The 18,249-nt window shown below is 34.7% G+C and carries 19 protein-coding genes; 5 read left to right on the top strand and 14 right to left on the bottom strand.

The genetic code is table 11. From position 1 onward, the window contains the following. Positions 1-23: 23 nt before the first annotated feature. Together ASE21_RS08720 and ASE21_RS21935 are read right to left on the bottom strand one after the other, a co-directional pair. Positions 24-1,061, bottom strand: a complete 1,038-nt coding sequence (locus tag ASE21_RS08720) for a transporter (RefSeq protein ID WP_157848775.1) — start codon at positions 1,059-1,061, stop codon at positions 24-26. Positions 1,062-1,439: 378 nt separating this feature from the next. Then, positions 1,440-1,616: a FeoB-associated Cys-rich membrane protein gene (locus tag ASE21_RS21935; protein WP_165871934.1), complete on the bottom strand. Its 177-nt coding sequence runs from the start codon at positions 1,614-1,616 to the stop codon at positions 1,440-1,442. A 235-nt stretch (positions 1,617-1,851) separates the two neighbouring features. On the opposite strand from ASE21_RS21935, the gene ASE21_RS08715 reads away from it, so the two are divergent. The 3 genes from ASE21_RS08715 to ASE21_RS08705 all read left to right on the top strand — a co-directional run bounded on the left by ASE21_RS08715 (position 1,852) and on the right by ASE21_RS08705 (position 3,977). Next, a complete protein-coding gene (locus tag ASE21_RS08715) occupies positions 1,852-2,421 on the top strand; it encodes a hypothetical protein (protein WP_057122204.1) in 570 nt (189 codons plus the stop codon). A gap of 257 nt (positions 2,422-2,678) precedes the next feature. Further along, positions 2,679-3,227, top strand: coding sequence for a hypothetical protein (locus ASE21_RS08710; protein ID WP_057122203.1), 549 nt, complete (start codon positions 2,679-2,681; stop codon positions 3,225-3,227). A 12-nt stretch (positions 3,228-3,239) separates the two neighbouring features. Next, the gene (locus tag ASE21_RS08705) at positions 3,240-3,977 is read left to right on the top strand and encodes a hypothetical protein (RefSeq protein ID WP_128414673.1); all 738 of its coding nucleotides are present in this window, start codon (positions 3,240-3,242) and stop codon (positions 3,975-3,977) included. A 3-nt stretch (positions 3,978-3,980) separates the two neighbouring features. Here the strand turns inward: ASE21_RS08705 and ASE21_RS08700 are convergent, their stop codons facing one another. Genes ASE21_RS08700 through ASE21_RS08690 form a run of 3 tightly spaced genes read right to left on the bottom strand, consistent with a single transcriptional unit; the run spans position 3,981 to position 6,815 of the window. Then, complete coding sequence (locus ASE21_RS08700; RefSeq protein ID WP_057122201.1) at positions 3,981-4,937, bottom strand: lipid A deacylase LpxR family protein; 957 nt, start codon at positions 4,935-4,937, stop codon at positions 3,981-3,983. Then, positions 4,927-5,703: a monofunctional biosynthetic peptidoglycan transglycosylase gene (gene mtgA, locus ASE21_RS08695; RefSeq protein ID WP_057122200.1), complete on the bottom strand. Its 777-nt coding sequence runs from the start codon at positions 5,701-5,703 to the stop codon at positions 4,927-4,929. Before mtgA ends, ASE21_RS08700 begins: the two co-directional genes overlap by 11 nt. Further along, on the bottom strand, positions 5,703-6,815 hold the full coding sequence (locus tag ASE21_RS08690; RefSeq protein ID WP_057122199.1) for an NAD(P)/FAD-dependent oxidoreductase: 1,113 nt from the start codon (positions 6,813-6,815) through the stop codon (positions 5,703-5,705). The genes mtgA and ASE21_RS08690 overlap by 1 nt, the downstream gene beginning before the upstream one ends. 289 nt (positions 6,816-7,104) lie before the next feature. Between ASE21_RS08690 and ASE21_RS08685 the strand changes: the two genes are divergently transcribed. Together ASE21_RS08685 and ASE21_RS08680 are read left to right on the top strand one after the other, a co-directional pair. Next, positions 7,105-9,006: a S9 family peptidase gene (locus ASE21_RS08685; RefSeq protein ID WP_057122198.1), complete on the top strand. Its 1,902-nt coding sequence runs from the start codon at positions 7,105-7,107 to the stop codon at positions 9,004-9,006. Between the two features lie 191 nt (positions 9,007-9,197). Beyond that, positions 9,198-11,639 (top strand): ATP-binding protein, encoded by a 2,442-nt coding sequence (locus ASE21_RS08680; RefSeq protein ID WP_057122197.1) that lies wholly within the window; start codon positions 9,198-9,200, stop codon positions 11,637-11,639. Here ASE21_RS08680 and ASE21_RS08675 read toward each other — a convergent pair. From ASE21_RS08675 to ASE21_RS08635, 9 genes are all read right to left on the bottom strand, one after another. Next, a complete protein-coding gene (locus tag ASE21_RS08675) occupies positions 11,636-12,991 on the bottom strand; it encodes a sigma-54-dependent transcriptional regulator (RefSeq protein WP_057122196.1) in 1,356 nt (451 codons plus the stop codon). The two genes, ASE21_RS08680 and ASE21_RS08675, sit on opposite strands and share 4 nt — an antisense overlap. 128 nt (positions 12,992-13,119) lie before the next feature. Then, complete coding sequence (locus ASE21_RS08670; RefSeq protein ID WP_057122195.1) at positions 13,120-13,419, bottom strand: hypothetical protein; 300 nt, start codon at positions 13,417-13,419, stop codon at positions 13,120-13,122. A gap of 16 nt (positions 13,420-13,435) precedes the next feature. Beyond that, on the bottom strand, positions 13,436-13,732 hold the full coding sequence (locus tag ASE21_RS08665) for a hypothetical protein (protein ID WP_057122194.1): 297 nt from the start codon (positions 13,730-13,732) through the stop codon (positions 13,436-13,438). Between the two features lie 18 nt (positions 13,733-13,750). Continuing rightward, on the bottom strand, positions 13,751-14,041 hold the full coding sequence (locus ASE21_RS08660) for a hypothetical protein (protein ID WP_057122193.1): 291 nt from the start codon (positions 14,039-14,041) through the stop codon (positions 13,751-13,753). A gap of 27 nt (positions 14,042-14,068) precedes the next feature. Further along, complete coding sequence (locus ASE21_RS08655) at positions 14,069-14,365, bottom strand: hypothetical protein (RefSeq protein WP_057122192.1); 297 nt, start codon at positions 14,363-14,365, stop codon at positions 14,069-14,071. Between the two features lie 69 nt (positions 14,366-14,434). Further along, on the bottom strand, positions 14,435-14,731 hold the full coding sequence (locus tag ASE21_RS08650; RefSeq protein ID WP_057122191.1) for a hypothetical protein: 297 nt from the start codon (positions 14,729-14,731) through the stop codon (positions 14,435-14,437). Positions 14,732-15,275: 544 nt separating this feature from the next. Next, a complete protein-coding gene (gene accC / locus ASE21_RS08645; RefSeq protein WP_057122190.1) occupies positions 15,276-16,625 on the bottom strand; it encodes an acetyl-CoA carboxylase biotin carboxylase subunit in 1,350 nt (449 codons plus the stop codon). A gap of 108 nt (positions 16,626-16,733) precedes the next feature. Next, complete coding sequence (gene accB / locus ASE21_RS08640; protein WP_057122189.1) at positions 16,734-17,219, bottom strand: acetyl-CoA carboxylase biotin carboxyl carrier protein; 486 nt, start codon at positions 17,217-17,219, stop codon at positions 16,734-16,736. 23 nt (positions 17,220-17,242) lie between these two features. Next, positions 17,243-18,241, bottom strand: a complete 999-nt coding sequence (locus tag ASE21_RS08635) for a beta-ketoacyl-ACP synthase III (protein WP_057122188.1) — start codon at positions 18,239-18,241, stop codon at positions 17,243-17,245. Positions 18,242-18,249 lie beyond the last annotated feature (8 nt).

Here is an 18,249-nt window from a genome sequence, read left to right as displayed (position 1 = left end):
TGTAAAAGCATTATATATAAATACTATTTTATTTTCTTAGGTTCAAAGAATTTTACACAAGGTGCCAGAGTAATAAAAAAAGAATTCCCCTGAGTGCGGTTTGAAGCTCCCAATTCACCAAGCCAGCGAAGTCCAATATTTGATTTTATAGAAGGTATGAATATATTTGCTTCTGCACCAAGAGCATAAATTTGATCCTTATTTGAGAGTTCAAACTGAGTATTGTTAATTTCGGGAAATGTCATTTTATCCTTAGTAGTTTTAAACTGCATATAATACACCATTCCTGCATTAATAATCATTGGCATGGCATTATCTTTTACCGTTTTCACCCAGGTTTTACCTATTCCTCCTTCAATGGTTAAAAGACTGCCCGGTTTTATTTCATTATTTCCCGTGTTCTTTTTTTTGCTATTAAGGGCATAGGAGAGTAATGCTGATGTGTTCCACTTTTTTTGTGCATCTAAATAATAAGTGCTCCCGGCTGAGAACTCATTTGAAAAAAGCCCTATTCCTGCATTGTTATCGCCTCCCAATTCATATTTCCCAGTTGGAAGATATATTGCATATCCAATCGTAAAGTCGGCTCTTTTTGTCTGCCATCCTAATTGCAAAGGCTGTATATACATGTCAGTAAAGGCAAGTGAGGATTTCGTCGAAATTAAATCGCCTTCAATTCTGCTCGATGCAAATGCAATTAAAACAGATCCCCCATAATTGGCACCAAGTATTTTGACATTAGTTACAAAATTTGCTCCAATACCCAAAAGAAACATATTAATATCAGGAATAGTAACTTTTTCTCCATCAGCCATAATAAGTTTTGAAGTTTGATAGTTATACAATGCAACAGCAGGCATAAAAGAGGGTGGCGGCTGGGTACCAGACTGAAGTCCCATATCTCCTAATAAATGGGTCCCTTTAAGCTGAGCATTTACTGAGTTAGTATATAATAAAAATCCGACACTCACACTAAAAAGAATTGCCTTACATTTTTTCAACCATGTTACAATATTAAGTGTGTTAGTACTATACAAAAGATATTTTTGTGCTTTTTTCATATTCATTTAATCTTAATATTTAACGTTATTTATTAACTGTCTTTAATATGACAATGCTAATGGGTTTTAATTCAAGATTTACTGTAAATTCATGTAATGATTTTAATAAACATTATTTATTACGCTGAAGTACTTAATTGAGCCTGAAAAGGAAACAAACCCAATGACTCTAAATTTTCAAATTAGAAATATAAGTGCTTATCAAATTTATTAAATCCATATTTTCTGATATTAATTTCGGGCACAAAGCGGTTGCATAATATAACTTGCAACAAGGTTTGTCGCAATACAGCCATTATTGAGGTGATGATAAAGACTTAAAAAACAAAAACCCTTGTAAATAATACAAGGGTTTTGTTTTTTTGAAATAAATTCAGCTTATTTTTCATTTGCTGCATCATCCGGAGCAGGTTCTTCTTCTTCGGCTTTCTTAAAATCATTATTCAGCAAATCTGTCAGTTTCTTTTTTTCTTTTTGATTTTTTCTAATTGTCAAAACAACTAAAATAATAACCAGCAGTGCCACAATTCCTATAACTGTCCAATTGATTTCCATAATTTTAATTTTAACTAAATTTAAAAATTATAAGTTTTTAACACATTATCAAAAGGTTAAGCTTTGCTTTCTTTAAATTTTATGAATTTAGTCCAATATTTCTTAAAAATGTTTTTTATTTTTGTGTGAGGCACAGCACTATTTTTCAATTTAAGAAATTAATATTACAGCCTCTTTTCGCTTGATGACATTACGATTTTCCAATTACAAATACTCACAATCCAAAAACTAGAAGATGTCTGAACTAAGTTCTTTATTATGTAAAGTAAAAATCACAAAACCGCAGCTGGAAAAGTTTTTAAACAGTCCGCTTGAAGAACCTCAGCTCAACAAAAATTGGCTTGAATGGTGGAACAGCCGCAAAATGTATTCTAAAATGGAATTAACGCCGGAACTCTTGCGTACCTATCATGATGACTGTAATGAAGAAGTTATTGAGGGCTGGATTGATTATCGCGAAGCCATGGCCTTTTCTGATTATGATGAAAGTACCGAAATATGGCATTGGGGCATGATGTTTTTCAGTCAGAATTTTACAGAAATGCTGCCCATGTTTGCGTTTATCATCAGCCTTGAAAAATTCGTAACCGAAAGCGAGGAGAACATGGCTATCGTTTTTCCTTTTTTCTGGGGAGATGATGCTGTTCATGCTTATATTACATTTGAAAATGGAAAAGGAATTTTGAGTACCGAAGCGCAAATCCTGAAAGACATAAACCCAAAGGTCATCGAAATGACAAAAAAATACCTCAATGAAAAATGGGAAGAACTGGCCAAAGAAATGAATATTGATAGTTTAGATTAATTCCTGAATGTTCAGGCTGAAAAAGATAAAGTTAAATATCCGGAGAAAATATTAAAGGGAAAACAACCTTTAAATTATAGATAATTAAAAAGCCATTTTTGAAAAGAAGTGGCTTTTTTTATGCAATAAGCCAATTCTTCTCACACTTTAAATTATAACTTATTTTAATGTAAGTATGTCTTTTGGCGGCTGTTACTGAGACAGCAAAGCTTTTATTTTGCAGAAATTTGCTATTAATCAGCAACTTAAAAAATATCATGCTAAAACAAAACTTTTATGTATCGCGAAAAAAAGTCCGAAGACATATAGCGCTCTGTCTTTTTTTCATTATTCCGCTTTTGTGGGCGATCTGGAGTACATCCGGTCATTTTTTTACAGAGGATAATTGTGAGTTTCCAATGACCGTTATAGTGCTGTTTTGCCTGATCGTGATTTCTGTAAAACTGCTGAAAGAAATACGATATTTAGCAAATCGTATGCCCTTTATTACAATTTCTAACGAAGGGATTGTTTTTGACGGAAAGTATTTTGACCAGATTGGACTTGTAGAATGGAAAAATATTGAAGGATGCGTTGATTGTGCAGAAAAGAATTTTTTCATGGAAAATTATTTACTGGTATTTGCAAGAAACCCTGAGTTTTACAATGAAAGAATTGAAGACGCCAAACAACGTGCCGCTTACTTAAAGGAAAGCAAAAATAAAGAATATGCCCTTTTATGGATGGAAATAAGCCGTCTGGATCTTGACATAGTTGAAGTAAAGAAAAGAATTTTTCAAATGATCGAAGCAAATAAAAAACACTAATAATACATTATCATGATTTACTATTATCAAATTGTAAGTAAGCCTATTGCACAAAAAATGCTGATTGGAGAAACCTGCCCCGTTTGTAACCAACAAAATACGTTACAGCTTACTTTATACATGAAGTATATTTCTGTTATAGTGCCAATTTTTGGAATGGGTCGTACTACTGGAGTGCACTGCACTGTCTGCAATCATATTGTAAAATCACAAGGTGCATCGGTTTTTGCAAAGAAAAATTATTCTCAAAATATTAAAAATGAGATTAAAAATTTGCGTGCCTCATACAAACGCACAATCTGGCAATTATTGTATCCATGGACAGGGACTTTATTATTTGCCGGACTTGTCGTTACCGGACTTATTATGACACGCGTAAAACAATTCCAAGACTCTAAAGTTGCAGAGATTTTAGCAAATCCGCAGGCTGGTGACACCTATAAAAGCGATTGGTATGTAAATAACACAAGAGACAAAGGCGCTTTGGTTAAAATTATCCGTATCAGCGGTGATACAATTGTTATTGTTCGCTCATCGCAGCTGCTTGATGGAGCTGATGTTTTCGGCAAAAGTCATTGGAACAAAATATCCGATGATGGATTTTCTCCTGAAGAATTTAAAATAAAATTATCGCGATTTTTAAAAGACAGGCAATTTGAAGAATTCCGTACCAGCGCAGAACATCCGTTGGGCAATGTTATGGGGTATGGAAATTCAAATTATGAATTTGATGTGGTAGAACGTAAATAAAATTTATTTAAGCAAAAAACCCAGTCTGATCGATCCAAAAAAATACCCCGTATTTGTATCGTTTACATCGCCTTCTAATTCTCGGCCTCTGTAAATAAAAGAATACGACATATTGAAATTGTTATGTCTGTATTTGAAACCAAACTCGGCATTAAAACGGAGCGGAACCAAATCAAAAGTAACCGGACTTGTATCATTAAACATACTGCCTTCTATTGTGGCATCATAAAACTGATAATTGACACTTGGCATGGCGTAGAAATAAAATTCCCGAATACCCGACTGCGCATTTGCACTTACAGAAGCATCATGAAGATTGGAATCGTAAACCGGAAGCAGTTTTTTAAACCCGATTCTCGTTAAAAATCCCGTTGAAACTCCTGTAAAAATAGTTCCCAAATTGGCTTCAGACTGAAAATGAAGATCAATAAAATCGTTGTGTCCGGACGGAAATAATTTCTTCGAATACATTACATGCGCCTGCACGGCAAAAGCATTATGAAGCTGATTTTCCCAGCCGTATACTTTTTTATAACCAATAAGGTTATGAAACCCAACTTGTGTTTCTTCTCCCAAGGCATTCGGCCCCATAAAACCCAATTGAAAATCAGTCTTTAAAACAGATTCACTTTGGTAAAAAAAGCTTCGGCCGGCTTCGGCAAAAAGATACGCCGTAAATGGGCGGTCGTTTACATCAACCGCTGCTTCATTAATAAATCTTGGGTTGTAAATATATTGTCCAATTCTAAATTCGGTAATTTTTTTATTGATTTTTTCGTTGTTATTTTTTGATAAAAAACGATAAAAAATCTCCAGGCCATTGGTGTAATACATATCGTTTTTAGACGAAGTGTATAAATCATTGTCTGTTATAAAACCTATTTCTTTTGTTTTTCCTTGTCCAAAAGTCAACGTTACAGTTAAAATCAGAAAAGCAAAAAGTGCTTTTTTACTTCCCATCATAATTTATTTTTCCAACGTAACGCATTTCACGAACAATTCTTTCTTTTCTTCTGTTAATATAACTTGACGAACCTGTAGCTTTAAATTTTCTCGGATTTGGCAGAATCGCCGCAATTCCCGCAGCCTGCATTGGCGTTAAGCTCGAAGCATCACGGCGGTACCAGTGTTCTGTCGCCGCATAAGCACCATAAACACCGTCGCCCATTTCGATACTATTGAGGTAGACTTCCATAATACGTTCCTTGCCCCAGATAATTTCAATTAAAACAGTAAAATATGCCTCAAGACCTTTACGGAAATAACTTTTCCCCTGCCATAAAAAAACGTTTTTGGCCGTTTGCTGCGAAATCGTACTTCCGCCGCGAATTCGGCGTCCGCGTTCATTACTTTTATAGGCTTTCTGAAGTGCTTTAAAATCAAAACCATTATGAGTTAAAAAAGTTCCGTCTTCACTGGCGATTACGGCTTTTTGCAAATTCATGGAAATTTTTTCAATTGGTTCCCAGTCATGGTCAAAATAAACTTCCTTCCCTCCCATTTTATTTTCGATTGCCCGAATAATCATTAAAGGGGTAAAAGGCACCGGAACATATTTAAAAACAATAACGGATCCTATTGAAAGTCCAAAAAACCACAACATTGTTTTTATTAAAAACCATTTTACTTTTTCGCCAAAAGAACGATTAGATTTCTTTGAAGACGTTTTGGCTTTTGGTTTACTTGCGGTTGTCTTTTTTGGTGCTGGTTTTTTGGGTGCTGCCATTATATTAAATCTGCTAATTCTGTTCCTACTAAACTGCCTATTGCGACGCCCATTCCGCCTAAACGCACTCCACAAAACACGTTTTCAGACAATTGGGACACAATAGGATTTTTACTGTTTCCGACTCCCATAATACCGCTCCATCGATGTGCGATCTGGAAATCCTGATTTGGTAAAATTACATTTTTCAGTAATTCTTCCAATTTATTTTGAACAATTTTCGTCTGACCAAATTCGGTTGTGGTTTCGGTTTCAAAATCAAGGTTTCGGCCTCCGCCAAATAAAATGCGGTCGCCAATATTTCTAAAATAATAATAACCCCGGTCTAAATGAAACGTTCCTTTTATGTCCAGATTTTTAATGGGTTCTGTAATTAAAACCTGAGCTCTGGCAGGTTTTACGGCGCCGCTTGTAAGAGTATTGGCAAAACCGTTTGTTGCAAAAAGTAATTTATGGGTTTTAAAACTAAAATCATTCACCACCACTTCGACATGATTCCCGGCATCTGAATAAGACGTTACCATTTGCTGATTGAGAATTAAAATATCTGCTGCAGCGGCCTGCTTTAGCAATTCCTGCATCATATTTCCGGTATCGATCTGGGCTTCAAACGGATTAAAAATTAAATAATCCTGAATATTGCCAAATCCGAACCGGTCTGTTTCTTTAGAAAAAACTTCGGCCCTAAAAAGCGGTTTTAAAATTTCATTTATAAAAGGAAGTTTCGAAATACATTCGTTAAACCCAAATTCATCATCTTTCAAAAACAATTCATATCCGCCGTGAGGTTTAAAATCGATTGCTGCATCTCCTAATCTTTTTCGAAGCAGCTGTAAACCTTTCCATCTTTTTTCAATAAGTGCCGCAACATCTTCTTCTGAATGCGTTTTTAAGTCGTCCATAATTTCAGATAAACTTCCGAAACAGGCAAAACCGGCATTTTTTGTACTCGCACCCTGCGGCAGCATTCCTCTTTCGAGAACCAGAATTTTTGCAGCAGGAAATCTTTCGCGTAAGCGTAAAGCTGTATGCAGACCCACAATTCCGCTGCCCACTATTGTGTAATCAACAGCTGTGAACCAGTTTTTTATTTCCCAATAACTTAATTCCATATCTTTATTAAATTCCAGTATTTAAATTCCAAATTCCAATCTTGGGTTAAATTACAAATTTTTAAATTCCAAATTCCAATTTTGGACTTCTTTTTGAATTTAAAATTATGTCAGGCTGAGCCAAGTCGAAGTCCTTGTTTCATTGGAGCGCCCTTCGACTTCGCTCAGCGTGACAAGCAGGATATTTAGCTTTGGAATTTGGAATTTTAACAATTATTGGGATTTGGAATTTCACTAATTGGAATTTAATTGTTGTATTTTTAGCGCACAAAAAAATAGAATTTTTATTATGAAAAAAGTATTATTAACAACCTTAATAATGATGAGTTTAAACGCTATCGGGCAGAATGTAATGTCACCGGAATTGTTATGGAAATTAGGAAGGGTAACTCCGCTTGGAATTTCTAAAGATGCAAAAAATGTGGTTTTTAAAGTTTCTACACCTTCTGTTGAAGAAAACAAATCGCATTCTAAATTTTATACCATTCCCGTAAACGGAGGAAATGCAGCTGAAATAAAAGACACCAAAGATATCCTGGCTGATAAAAATATTTCTCCCGATGGAAAATATGTTCTCTATAATGAAGAAGTAAAAATTGATAACGTTTTGGGTAAAGATTTTTATCAGAAATTAGATAAATCTGATGCTCAAATTTATGATGGTTTAGATTACCGTCATTGGGATACGTGGAACGAAGGAAAATTTAATCATGTTTTTTATAAAGAAAACAAAGACGGCGCAAAAGGTATTGACATTTTAAAAGGTGAAACTTTTGATTCTCCGCAAAAACCTTTTGGCGGCGACGAAGATTATATCTGGTCTCCTGACAGCAAAAGTATTTTTTATGTGTGCAAGAAAAAAGCAGGAACGGCGTATGCAATTTCTACTAACACCAACATTTATGAGTACAATTTAGAAACTCAAAAAACAACCAATAAAACCGAAGACAATTTAGGCTACGATACGGCACCGCAATTTTCTCCAACAGGAAATTTGTCCTGGCTGCAAATGAAACGCGACGGTTATGAGTCTGATAAAAACGATATTATTGTTGAGTTTAAAGGAATCAAAACAAACTTAACAGCAAACTGGGACGGAACGGTAGATAATTTTATCTGGAGCAAAGACGGAAAAACGGTTTTCTTCGTGGCTCCTGTTGATGGTACCAAACAACTTTTTTCTGTTAATTTTCCGGGCTTGACCAAAATTGCGATTACAGTACGCCAATTAACAAATGGTGATTTTGATGTGAATGACTTAGTTGGGTTTTCCGGTGATGATATTATCGTGACCAGAACGGACATGAACCATGCAGGAGAAATTTTTTCTTTTAATTTGAAGAAAAATACCTGGAAACAATTATCAAACATCAACACAGAAACCTACAAAACATTAGCATTAAGCAAAACAGAAAAACGCTACGTTACAACAACAGACGGTAAAAAAATGCTGGTTTGGGTAATTTTACCTCCAAACTTTGATGCTTCTAAAAAATATCCAACTTTACTATTTTGTCAGGGCGGACCTCAAAGTGCGCTTACACAATCGTATTCTTTCCGTTGGAATTTCTCTTTAATGGCCGCAAAAGGTTATGTAGTAGTAGCTCCAAACCGTCGCGGAATGCCGGGACATGGTGTTGAATGGAATGAACAAATCAGTAAAGACTGGGGCGGACAGGTAATGGACGATTACCTTTCTGCAATTGATGATGTTGCAAAAGAAAGCTATGTTGATAAAAGCCGCTTAGGCTGTGTTGGTGCAAGTTATGGAGGATATTCTGTGTTTTATTTAGCAGGAATCCACAAAAACCGTTTTAAAACTTTCATCGCCCATGATGGTGTTTTCAATACCGTGAGTATGCTGGGAACGACTGAAGAAGTTTTCTTTAATAACTGGGATTTTGGCGGACCATACTGGGAAAAAGATAATGCTGTGGCTCAAAAAGCTTACACTGTTTTTAATCCTGCATCTTTGGTTCAGAACTGGAACAAACCAATTTTAATTTTTCAGGGCGGAAAAGATTTCCGTGTGCCGATTGGGCAAGGACAAGAAGCTTTTCAGGCAGCTCAGTTAAGAGGAATCAAAAGCAGATTTGTTTATTTTCCAGATGAAAACCACTGGGTTTTAAAACCTCAAAACGCTCAGGTTTGGCAGGGAGAATTCTTTAAATGGTTAGAAGAGACACTTTAAATTCTAAACCTTAATAACAAAATCAGCCACAGTATTATTATATAATCTGTGGCTGATTTATTTTAAAAACTTTGAATTATATAAATTTTTGATTTGCTTTTCCTTTTCTTAAATGGAAATTTTAAATAAATTGCAGTGGATTCTAATATATAAAACTTTCTCAACGCCAAATAATACTCGAATAAAACACTATGGAAAGCAAAAAAAGTTACACAGCACTCAAAGTTTTATTAAGCTATGTAGCATTACTTGCCTTAGTTGTTACCGTAGGATGGTTTTTGTACTCTGAAAATGTTGTGTATAATAAGCTGGAAGATAAAATTGCTTATGAAAAAACTAAAATTCTGCGTGTAAGCAAATTGTTTTCGAATGTTTATAAAACAGAAAGTTTAGCGAGAAAAACAATTCAGACCAACTCAGAAAACGATTTTAAAAGTTACCTTATTGAAACCGATTCTTTGAAGGCAAGAATTGACACTTTGAAACAAATCGTGACAACAGAATACCAAAAAACGCTTTTGGACAGCGTGAATTATTTATTGTCTGAAAAAACAGAAAACATCAGACAATTAAAAACCATAAAAAACAAAGCCGAAGATGAAGTTTCTGTTAACAACGCTATTGACGAAATCACCAAAATGGAGTTTAACCTCCGAAAACTGGAACTTCAGGATTTTACCAAAAATCCAAATGAATTAGGGAATTACCAGCGAAATGTACTGCAAAAATATGTTGATTATCTAAACCAGAATATTCCGGATGACAGCACCAATACACTTAGTAAAAAAGCATCTGATTCTATTTTAGCCAATTCAAAAAAACTGCTCAGCAATGTAAAACTGAAAGCGGAGAAGAAAAAAGAAACACTGAATTTTGAAGAAAATAAACTGCTGAAGAATGAAATTGCCATTTCTGAGCAGCTGCGAAAAGTACTTCGAATTATCGAAAGGGAAATCATAATTAATTCGATAAAAAACAATTCACTAAAAGAAAAATCCCTTAAAAAAGTAAATGAAATTGTAACGGCATCGGCAATTACAGGTTTGATTTTAACCATCTTTTTTTCGATTTTAATTGTAAGTGATTATTCGAAATCGCAGCTTTATAAAAAACAACTAGAAATTGCCAATTTCAAGACCAAGAATTTATTAAAAAGCCGTGAGCAGTTGATCTCAACGGTAAGCCACGATTTAAAAACGCCTTTAAGTACGATTGTGGGATATTCAGAACTTTTGGGAAATTCTGAGATTAACACCAAACAGTCTTACTTCGTTAAAAACATTAAAAACTCATCCGAATATATTTCGCAGCTCGTTCAGGATTTACTGGATTTCTCCCGAATTGAAGCCGGGAAAATTACAGTAGAAAAAGTTCCGTTTTTTCTGCCTGAAATTATTGAAGACACTGCCAGAAACATTCAGACCGTTTACAAACAGAAAAATATTGATCTTATTATTAATGTTGACGACAAACTGAACACAAGAATTGTTGGAGATCCTTTCCGATTGAAACAAATTCTGACCAACATTATCGGAAACGCTTATAAATTTACTGAAGAAGGCCATATTAAAATCAGTTCGTACGTAACCGAAAATGAAAACTTTTTTATCATTACAATTGAAGATACCGGAATTGGTATTGAAAAAGGAAATCAAAAATTAGTTTTTGAAGAGTTTACCCAAGCCAATGAAGGTATCGAAAAAAAATACGGAGGAACTGGTTTAGGTCTCGCTATCTGCCAAAAAATAGTTTCCTTTTTGGGTGGCAGAATAACTCTGGAAAGTACTTTTGGTAAAGGAAGCACATTTGAAATTAAAATTCCACTGATCTTTGACCACAGCGAAATTACGGTTGAAGAAATAAAAAGAAATATTGCCCGAAATACCCAAAAACAAACTTTTATTGTAATTGATGACGATATTAACCTGCTGAATTTAACCAGCGGAGTTTTAAGACAGGAAGAACATCAGGTGCTTTCTTTTAATAGTGCCGTTAAAGCTTTGGAAGCACTCCCAAACACCAATTTTGATTTTGTGATTACTGATATCCAAATGCCGGAAATGGATGGTTTTATGTTTTTGAAAAACCTTAGAAATTCAGAAAAAGGAATTTATAAAAATCAGCCCGTAATCGCCCTGACCGGAAGAACTGATTTAGATCCTTCTGTCTATACGGAAGCCGGTTTTACAACTGTAGTCAACAAACCTTATTCGCCAAAAATTTTATTAGAAACCATTCAGCATATTCTGGATCATGATGCTATTCCGCAAGTTCAGATCAACGAAGTAGAAGAAACTGTTTCTACTCAATTATATACTTTAGAAACTTTAAAAGAGTTTTTGGGAAATGATAAAGATGCACTCAATGATGTATTAAAAGCATTTATAATCAGCAGTAACGAAAATTTAGTCTTGCTTGAAAATGCTATTAATGAAGAAAATATAGCGGAAATAAATTCTATTGCACACCGTATTGCGCCAATGTTTAAACAAATTGAAGCGCGTGATATTGGCACAATATTAAAAACGCTGGAACAAAATAATCTTGAAATTACAGATTTGAAAGATACTTATACTGCACTGAAGGCAAAAACAACTAAGCTTTTTGCTGCTTTAGAACAAGAAATTATTTAGTCGATATTGTATTGCTTTAATTTATTATAAAGCGTTTTTCTGGTAATTTTAAGCAACTTGGCTGCTTCAGATTTATTGTTCTGGGTTCTGTGCAATGCCTGAATAATAGCCTCTTTTTCGTTCTCAGACAAAGAAAAACTGCCGCTGAAGCCTTGTTGTTTCTGAGACTGAAAAAATTCGATTGGCAAAACATCACTTTCAATAAAATCGCCCTGAGTTAAAAGTGTAGCGCGTTTTACACAGTTTTGTAATTCGCGTAAATTTCCGGGCCAATTATAATTTTGGAAAATAGAAACCACTTCTGGCGAAAATCCTATTACATTTTTATTTAACTGCTGATTTGCTTTTTCTAGAAAATAATCGGCGAAAACCATTAAATCTTCATCACGATCTTTTAAAGATGGAGACTGAATAGAGAATTCGTTAATTCTATGGTACAAATCTTCTCTAAAATCGCCATTTTTTACTGCCTCACGCAAATCTTCATTTGTTGCTGTAATAATGCGTATATCGACGTTTATTTCTTTATTGCTCCCAACAGGTTTAATTTTTCTTTCCTGAAGGGCACGCAGTAACTGAATTTGGTTTTCATAAGAAAGATTTCCTATTTCGTCCAAAAAAAGAGTTCCGCCGTTTGCAGCTTCAAAATAACCCATTTTATCGCTTATGGCTCCGGTAAAAGATCCTTTTAAATGCCCGAAAAATTCACTTGCAGCTAATTCTTTTGGAATAGCACCGCAATCGACTGCAATAAAGTTATTGTTTTTTCTCTGACTCTGCTGATGAATGCTTTTGGCAATGATTTCTTTTCCTGTTCCGCTTTCGCCGATAATTAAAACCGACATATCCGTAGGACTTACCAATTGAATATGATCTAAAAGCTTTTTGGAAGCGACAGAAATTCCGCGTACAAATTCATTTTCAACAGCTACAGATTTCTTTACGGTTTTTTTTTGTTTAACGGGCGCATCATTTTCTTCTTCTTCAATTTTAGTAACCTGTAATGCATTGGTTATAACAAGCAGAACTTCATCGGGGTTGAATGGTTTCGAAATATAATCGGATGCACCGTTTTTAATAGCCTTAACGGCCGTATTTACATCAGAGTATCCGGTCATTAAAATCACCGGGATTTCAGGATAAGCATTTTTAAATTCCGTCATAAGTACAATACCGTCAGAATCAGGCAGACGAAGATCTGTCAAAATCAAATCAAATGATTCATTTTTGACTGCTGCTCTGGCTTCTAAAGCAGAAAATGCGACGCTTACTTCGTAACTGTTTTTTATTAGAAATTTCTCCAATAATTTACAAAACGAAATATCATCTTCTATAACTAATATCTTTGGCATTGCTGTGAGGGACTTTTTTGCTAAAATAATACTATTAAAGTTATAATTTCTTAAAATTATGCGAAAAAAAAAGAGATTGCACAATGCAATCTCTTTTTCACCAAAAACATAAATCTAATTTCACCTAATTATATCTTTAACCAGTTGCCATTGACATCTGAGTACACAGTAGCCTTTTGGTCGCCAACTGATATTTCAAGTTTGTATTCTTTTTTATCATTAACATAAGCTTTCTCCAGTTTTGCATTTGGATAAGCAGTTTGCAGAGCAGTCTTTACAGCTGCCGGGACAACATCTGTGCTAATTTCAGTATATTCTGATTGTACAGAAATAGATGTATTTACTTCTTCATTTGGAGTTATCTCCGCGATAGCCGGAATAGATAAACTTCCTAAAAAAATAGCTGCTGAGAGGGCTAACTTTTTCATAATGCTCTGTGTTTAATTATTTTTTAATGATATTTCCTGAAGCATCAGCAAAAAAAGTATATTTCTTACCTTCTTTTGAAATTTCAAGTTTGTACTCGTCTTTAGCATTTTTCCATGCTTTTTCAAGTTTTGAACCTACAAACGATTTTTCAATTGTAGATTTTACAGCTGCCGGTACGGCATCTGCAGTAATCTCAGTATATTCATCCTGAATGTTTACTGATTTAATTACTGAATTTGATTGTGATGGAACTGCTGCCTGAAGAGACAAACCTCCCAAAATAATCGCTGCTGATAAGATTAACTTTTTCATAATGCTTAAGATTTATAGTTATTTTTTAAGAATGTTTCCTGTGCCATCAGTATAAACGATTGATTTTTCACCTCTTACAGTGATTTCAATTTTATACTCTTTTTTGGAATTCACATATGCTTTATCCAGTTTTACACCCGGATAAGCATCATCAAGAGATTTTTTGATCGCTGCCGGTACAGCATCGACTTCTTTATAATCATCCTGATAATTAATTGAATTTACTGTTGTGGTGGTTAAAACAGTATTTCCTGCCTGCATTGACAGCCCTCCTAACAGGATTGCTGCCGATAATATTAGCTTTTTCATAATAATAGTTTTTTGAGGGTTAGTTTTTTATTTTTTTACCCAAGATCCATCTGCATTAGCATAAAGAGAACCTACTTTGTCTCCAACTGTTACTTCTAATTTGTATTGAGAAGCACTGTTTTTGTATGCTTTATTTAGAACTGCGTCAGGATACGCTTTTTTAAGTGCATCTGTTACCGCTGCCGGTACTTCTGTCACATTAATTTCAGTATAATCATCTTGAAATGATACTGTTTTTACGATTGTATTTGAGATTGGCGAAGTTGAAGCAAATGATGTTAAACCTCCCAAAACGATTGCGGCTGATAAAAATAAATTTTTCATGATAATTATTTTTTAATAGTGTTAACTTAATCTTAGTATTTTTAATTTGAATTTTCACGGTCCTGGAGATTATTTTTTAATCCATGTTCCGTCAGCATTAGCGAAAAGGTTCCCTACTTTCTCTCCTACTGTTACATCCAATTTATATTCTGACTTTTCATTTTTGTAAGCTTTAGTAATTACTGCGTCAGGATAAGCTTTTTTCAAAGCTTCAGTAATTGGAGCTGGTAATTCTTCTAATTTAATTTCAACGTAATCATCTGCTATTGTAACAACTTTTACAATAGAATTTGTAATTGGCGAAGTTGAAGCAAATGATGTTAAACCTCCTAAAACAATTGCGGCTGATAAGAATAAATTTTTCATAACGTGTATATTTTAATAGTTAATAGTTTGTTTTACACTTTAGATAAAGAAACTATTGTGCCGAAAACCAAACATTCTACTCAAAACCTTCTTGAAGCCTGTAAATAAAGGAATTGCTTTAAATGTGCCAAAAATTGAAATAGTATAAAAGTGTGTACTTTGTGGCAGAAGTGTATAAAAAGTATACACTTTTTGTGTATACCTCGCTATTTTAATCCTTATATTTAAACTGGACTGAAGTCCAGCTCTACAATACAATATGTTCCTTCGGAAATTTAATGAGCCATTGGCTCGAATTATATTGYAGGGCCGGATTTTAATCCGGTTTAATGTATTTATAAAAAGAAAAYTGAAGTTCAGCTCTATATAAATATATATTTCTTCGGAAATTTGAATGAGCCATTGGCTCGAATTATATTGYAGGRCCGGATTTTTTAATCCGGTTTAATGTATATAAAAAGAAAACCCGACAGATTTTAAAAAACTGTCGGGTTGAAATTTGATTATAAAAAAGCTGTCGAAAAATCGACAGCTTTCATATTTATTATTCTTCAACAGGTTTCATTTTGAAAGTATCCATAAATGCAGTTGTATAATCTCCTGCAATATATTTTGGATCATCCATTAACTGCCTGTGGAAAGGAATTGTAGTTTTCACACCCTCGATAACAAATTCGTCAAGAGCTCTTCTCATTTTACTGATAGCTTCTTCACGAGACTGCGCAGTAGTAATTAGCTTTGCAATCATAGAATCGTAATTTGGCGGAATGCTGTATCCTGAGTATACGTGAGTATCTAAACGAACTCCGTGACCTCCCGGCATATGAAGCGTAGTAATTTTTCCAGGTGAAGGACGAAAATCATTATACGGATCTTCTGCATTAATACGACATTCTATAGCGTGTAATTCAGGCAGGTAATTTTTTCCCGAAATTGGAATACCGGCAGCAACCATAATTTGCTCACGAATTAAATCGTAATCAATTACCTGTTCAGTAATTGGGTGCTCTACCTGAATACGGGTATTCATTTCCATGAAATAGAAGTTTCTGTGCTTGTCTACTAAGAATTCAACAGTTCCGGCTCCTTCATATTTAATAAATTCAGCTGCTTTTACAGCTGCTTCACCCATTCTTGTACGTAATTCATCTGTCATGAACGGAGAAGGTGTTTCTTCTGTAAGTTTTTGGTGACGACGTTGTACTGAACAGTCTCTTTCAGAAAGGTGACATGCTTTTCCATAAGAATCTCCAACAACCTGAATTTCGATATGACGTGGTTCTTCAATAAGTTTTTCCATGTACATTCCGTCATTTCCAAATGCTGCGGCAGCTTCCTGACGTGCGCTTTCCCAAGCTTTTAACAGCTCTTCTTCTTTCCAGATAGCACGCATTCCTTTTCCGCCGCCACCAGCTGTAGCCTTCATCATAACCGGATAACCAATTTCTGCAGCTGTTTTTTTTGCGTGTTCGAAAGATTCTAATAATCCGTCTGAACCTGGTACACAAGGTACTCCTGCCGCTTTCATTGTAGCTTTTGCAGAAGCTTTATCTCCCATACGGTCGATCATTTCAGGAGCTGCACCAATAAATTTGATTCCGTGCTCCTGGCATATTTTCGAGAATTTAGCATTCTCAGAAAGGAAACCGTATCCTGGGTGTATTGCGTCTGCATTTGTAATTTCAGCAGCAGCAATAATATTTGACATTTTTAAATACGATAAGTTACTTGGAGGAGGACCAATACAAACCGCTTCGTCTGCAAATTTAACATGCAGACTTTCTGCATCGGCTGTAGAATAAACTGCTACAGTTTTAATTCCCATCTCCTTGCATGTACGAATTACACGAAGTGCAATTTCTCCTCTATTCGCAATTAATATTTTTTTAAACATCTTATTTTAATTAGATAATTAGACAATTCGATAATTAGATAATTCTAGATGGTTAACAATATTCGATGCGAACCATTCTAAAATCTAAAATCTAAAATCTAAATTTATTTATGATGGATCAACTAAGAATAAAGGCTGGTCAAATTCTACAGGAGACATATCGTCTACAAGAATTTTTACAATTTTACCTGAAACTTCTGATTCGATTTCGTTGAATAATTTCATTGCTTCAATTACACAAAGAACATCTCCTTTAGATACAGTGCTTCCAACTTCTGTGAAAACTGGTTTGTCCGGAGATGGCTTTCTATAAAAAGTACCAATGATAGGAGATTTTATAGTAACATATTTAGAATCGTTAGCAGCTGGTGCTTCTGGAGTTACACTTACAACTACAGGAGCTGTAACTTGTGGAACTGCTGCCTGAGGTAAAGCTTGCTGAGCAGGTAATTGCTGTACGTAAGTAGCTTCTGTTACATTTGTTTCAAGGGTAGTTCTGATAGTGATTTTTACATCGTCCATTTCCAGCTTCACCTCTGCAACACCCGAATTTGCAACAAATTTAATTAGGTTTTGAATTTCTTTTAAATCCATAATGATTCGTTTTTAGTTTTAATTTATTTCTTATCGTAAGCCCATTTTAAATAGATAGATCCCCAAGTGAATCCACCACCAAAAGCGGCAAAAATAACATTATCTCCTTTTTTAAGCTTATCTTCAAAGTCAGCTAAGACTAATGGCAAAGTACCCGAAGTAGTATTACCATATCTTTCAATGTTTACTAACACTTTAGAATCTTCCAATTCTAATCTTCCTGCAGTAGCATCAATAATACGTTTATTAGCCTGATGTGGTACTAACCAGTCAACATCCTGATTTGTCAGGTTATTTCTTTGTAAGATCAATTCACTTGCATCAGCCATATTGGTCACAGCATATTTGAAAACAGTTTTCCCATCCTGCATAATATTATGCTGTCTGTTTCTAATAGTTTCTTCACTAGGCGGAATCAAAGAACCTCCTGCAGGAATTTTAAGAAAATCGCGTCCTACGCCATCACTTCTTAAATATTCATCCTGCAAACCAAGACCTTCATGATTTGGTTCAAAAAGAACTGCACCGGCTCCGTCACCAAAAATAATACAAGTTGCTCTGTCTGTATAATCTACAATCGATGACATTTTATCTGCACCAATTAATAATACTTTTTTATATCTTCCAGATTGTACATAAGCCGCAGCTGTAGACATTCCGTATAAAAAACTTGAACATGCCGCCTGCAAATCGTATGCAAATGCATTTACTGCTCCAATTTCTGTTGCAACAAAAACTCCTGTAGAAGCCACCATCATATCCGGTGTTGCCGTTGCCATGATAACCATGTCAATTTCAAGAGGATCAATATTTGCTTTTGCAATTAAATCCTGTGCTGCTTTTATGGCAAGGTAAGATGTTCCTTTATCAGCATCTTTAAGAATTCTTCTCTCTTTAATTCCTGTACGAGTGGTAATCCATTCATCATTGGTATCTACCATTGTTTCCAATACTTTGTTAGAAAGAACAAAGTCCGGAACGTATCCTCCAACAGCGGTAATTGCGGCTGTGATTGTATTCATTATATTCT

Origin of the sequence: Flavobacterium sp. Root901 (genome assembly GCF_001429765.1) — a bacterium.
GTDB lineage: Bacteria > Bacteroidota > Bacteroidia > Flavobacteriales > Flavobacteriaceae > Flavobacterium.
Note: the sequence above shows the minus strand (reverse complement) of the source record. Positions and strands in the feature narration are given on the sequence as shown.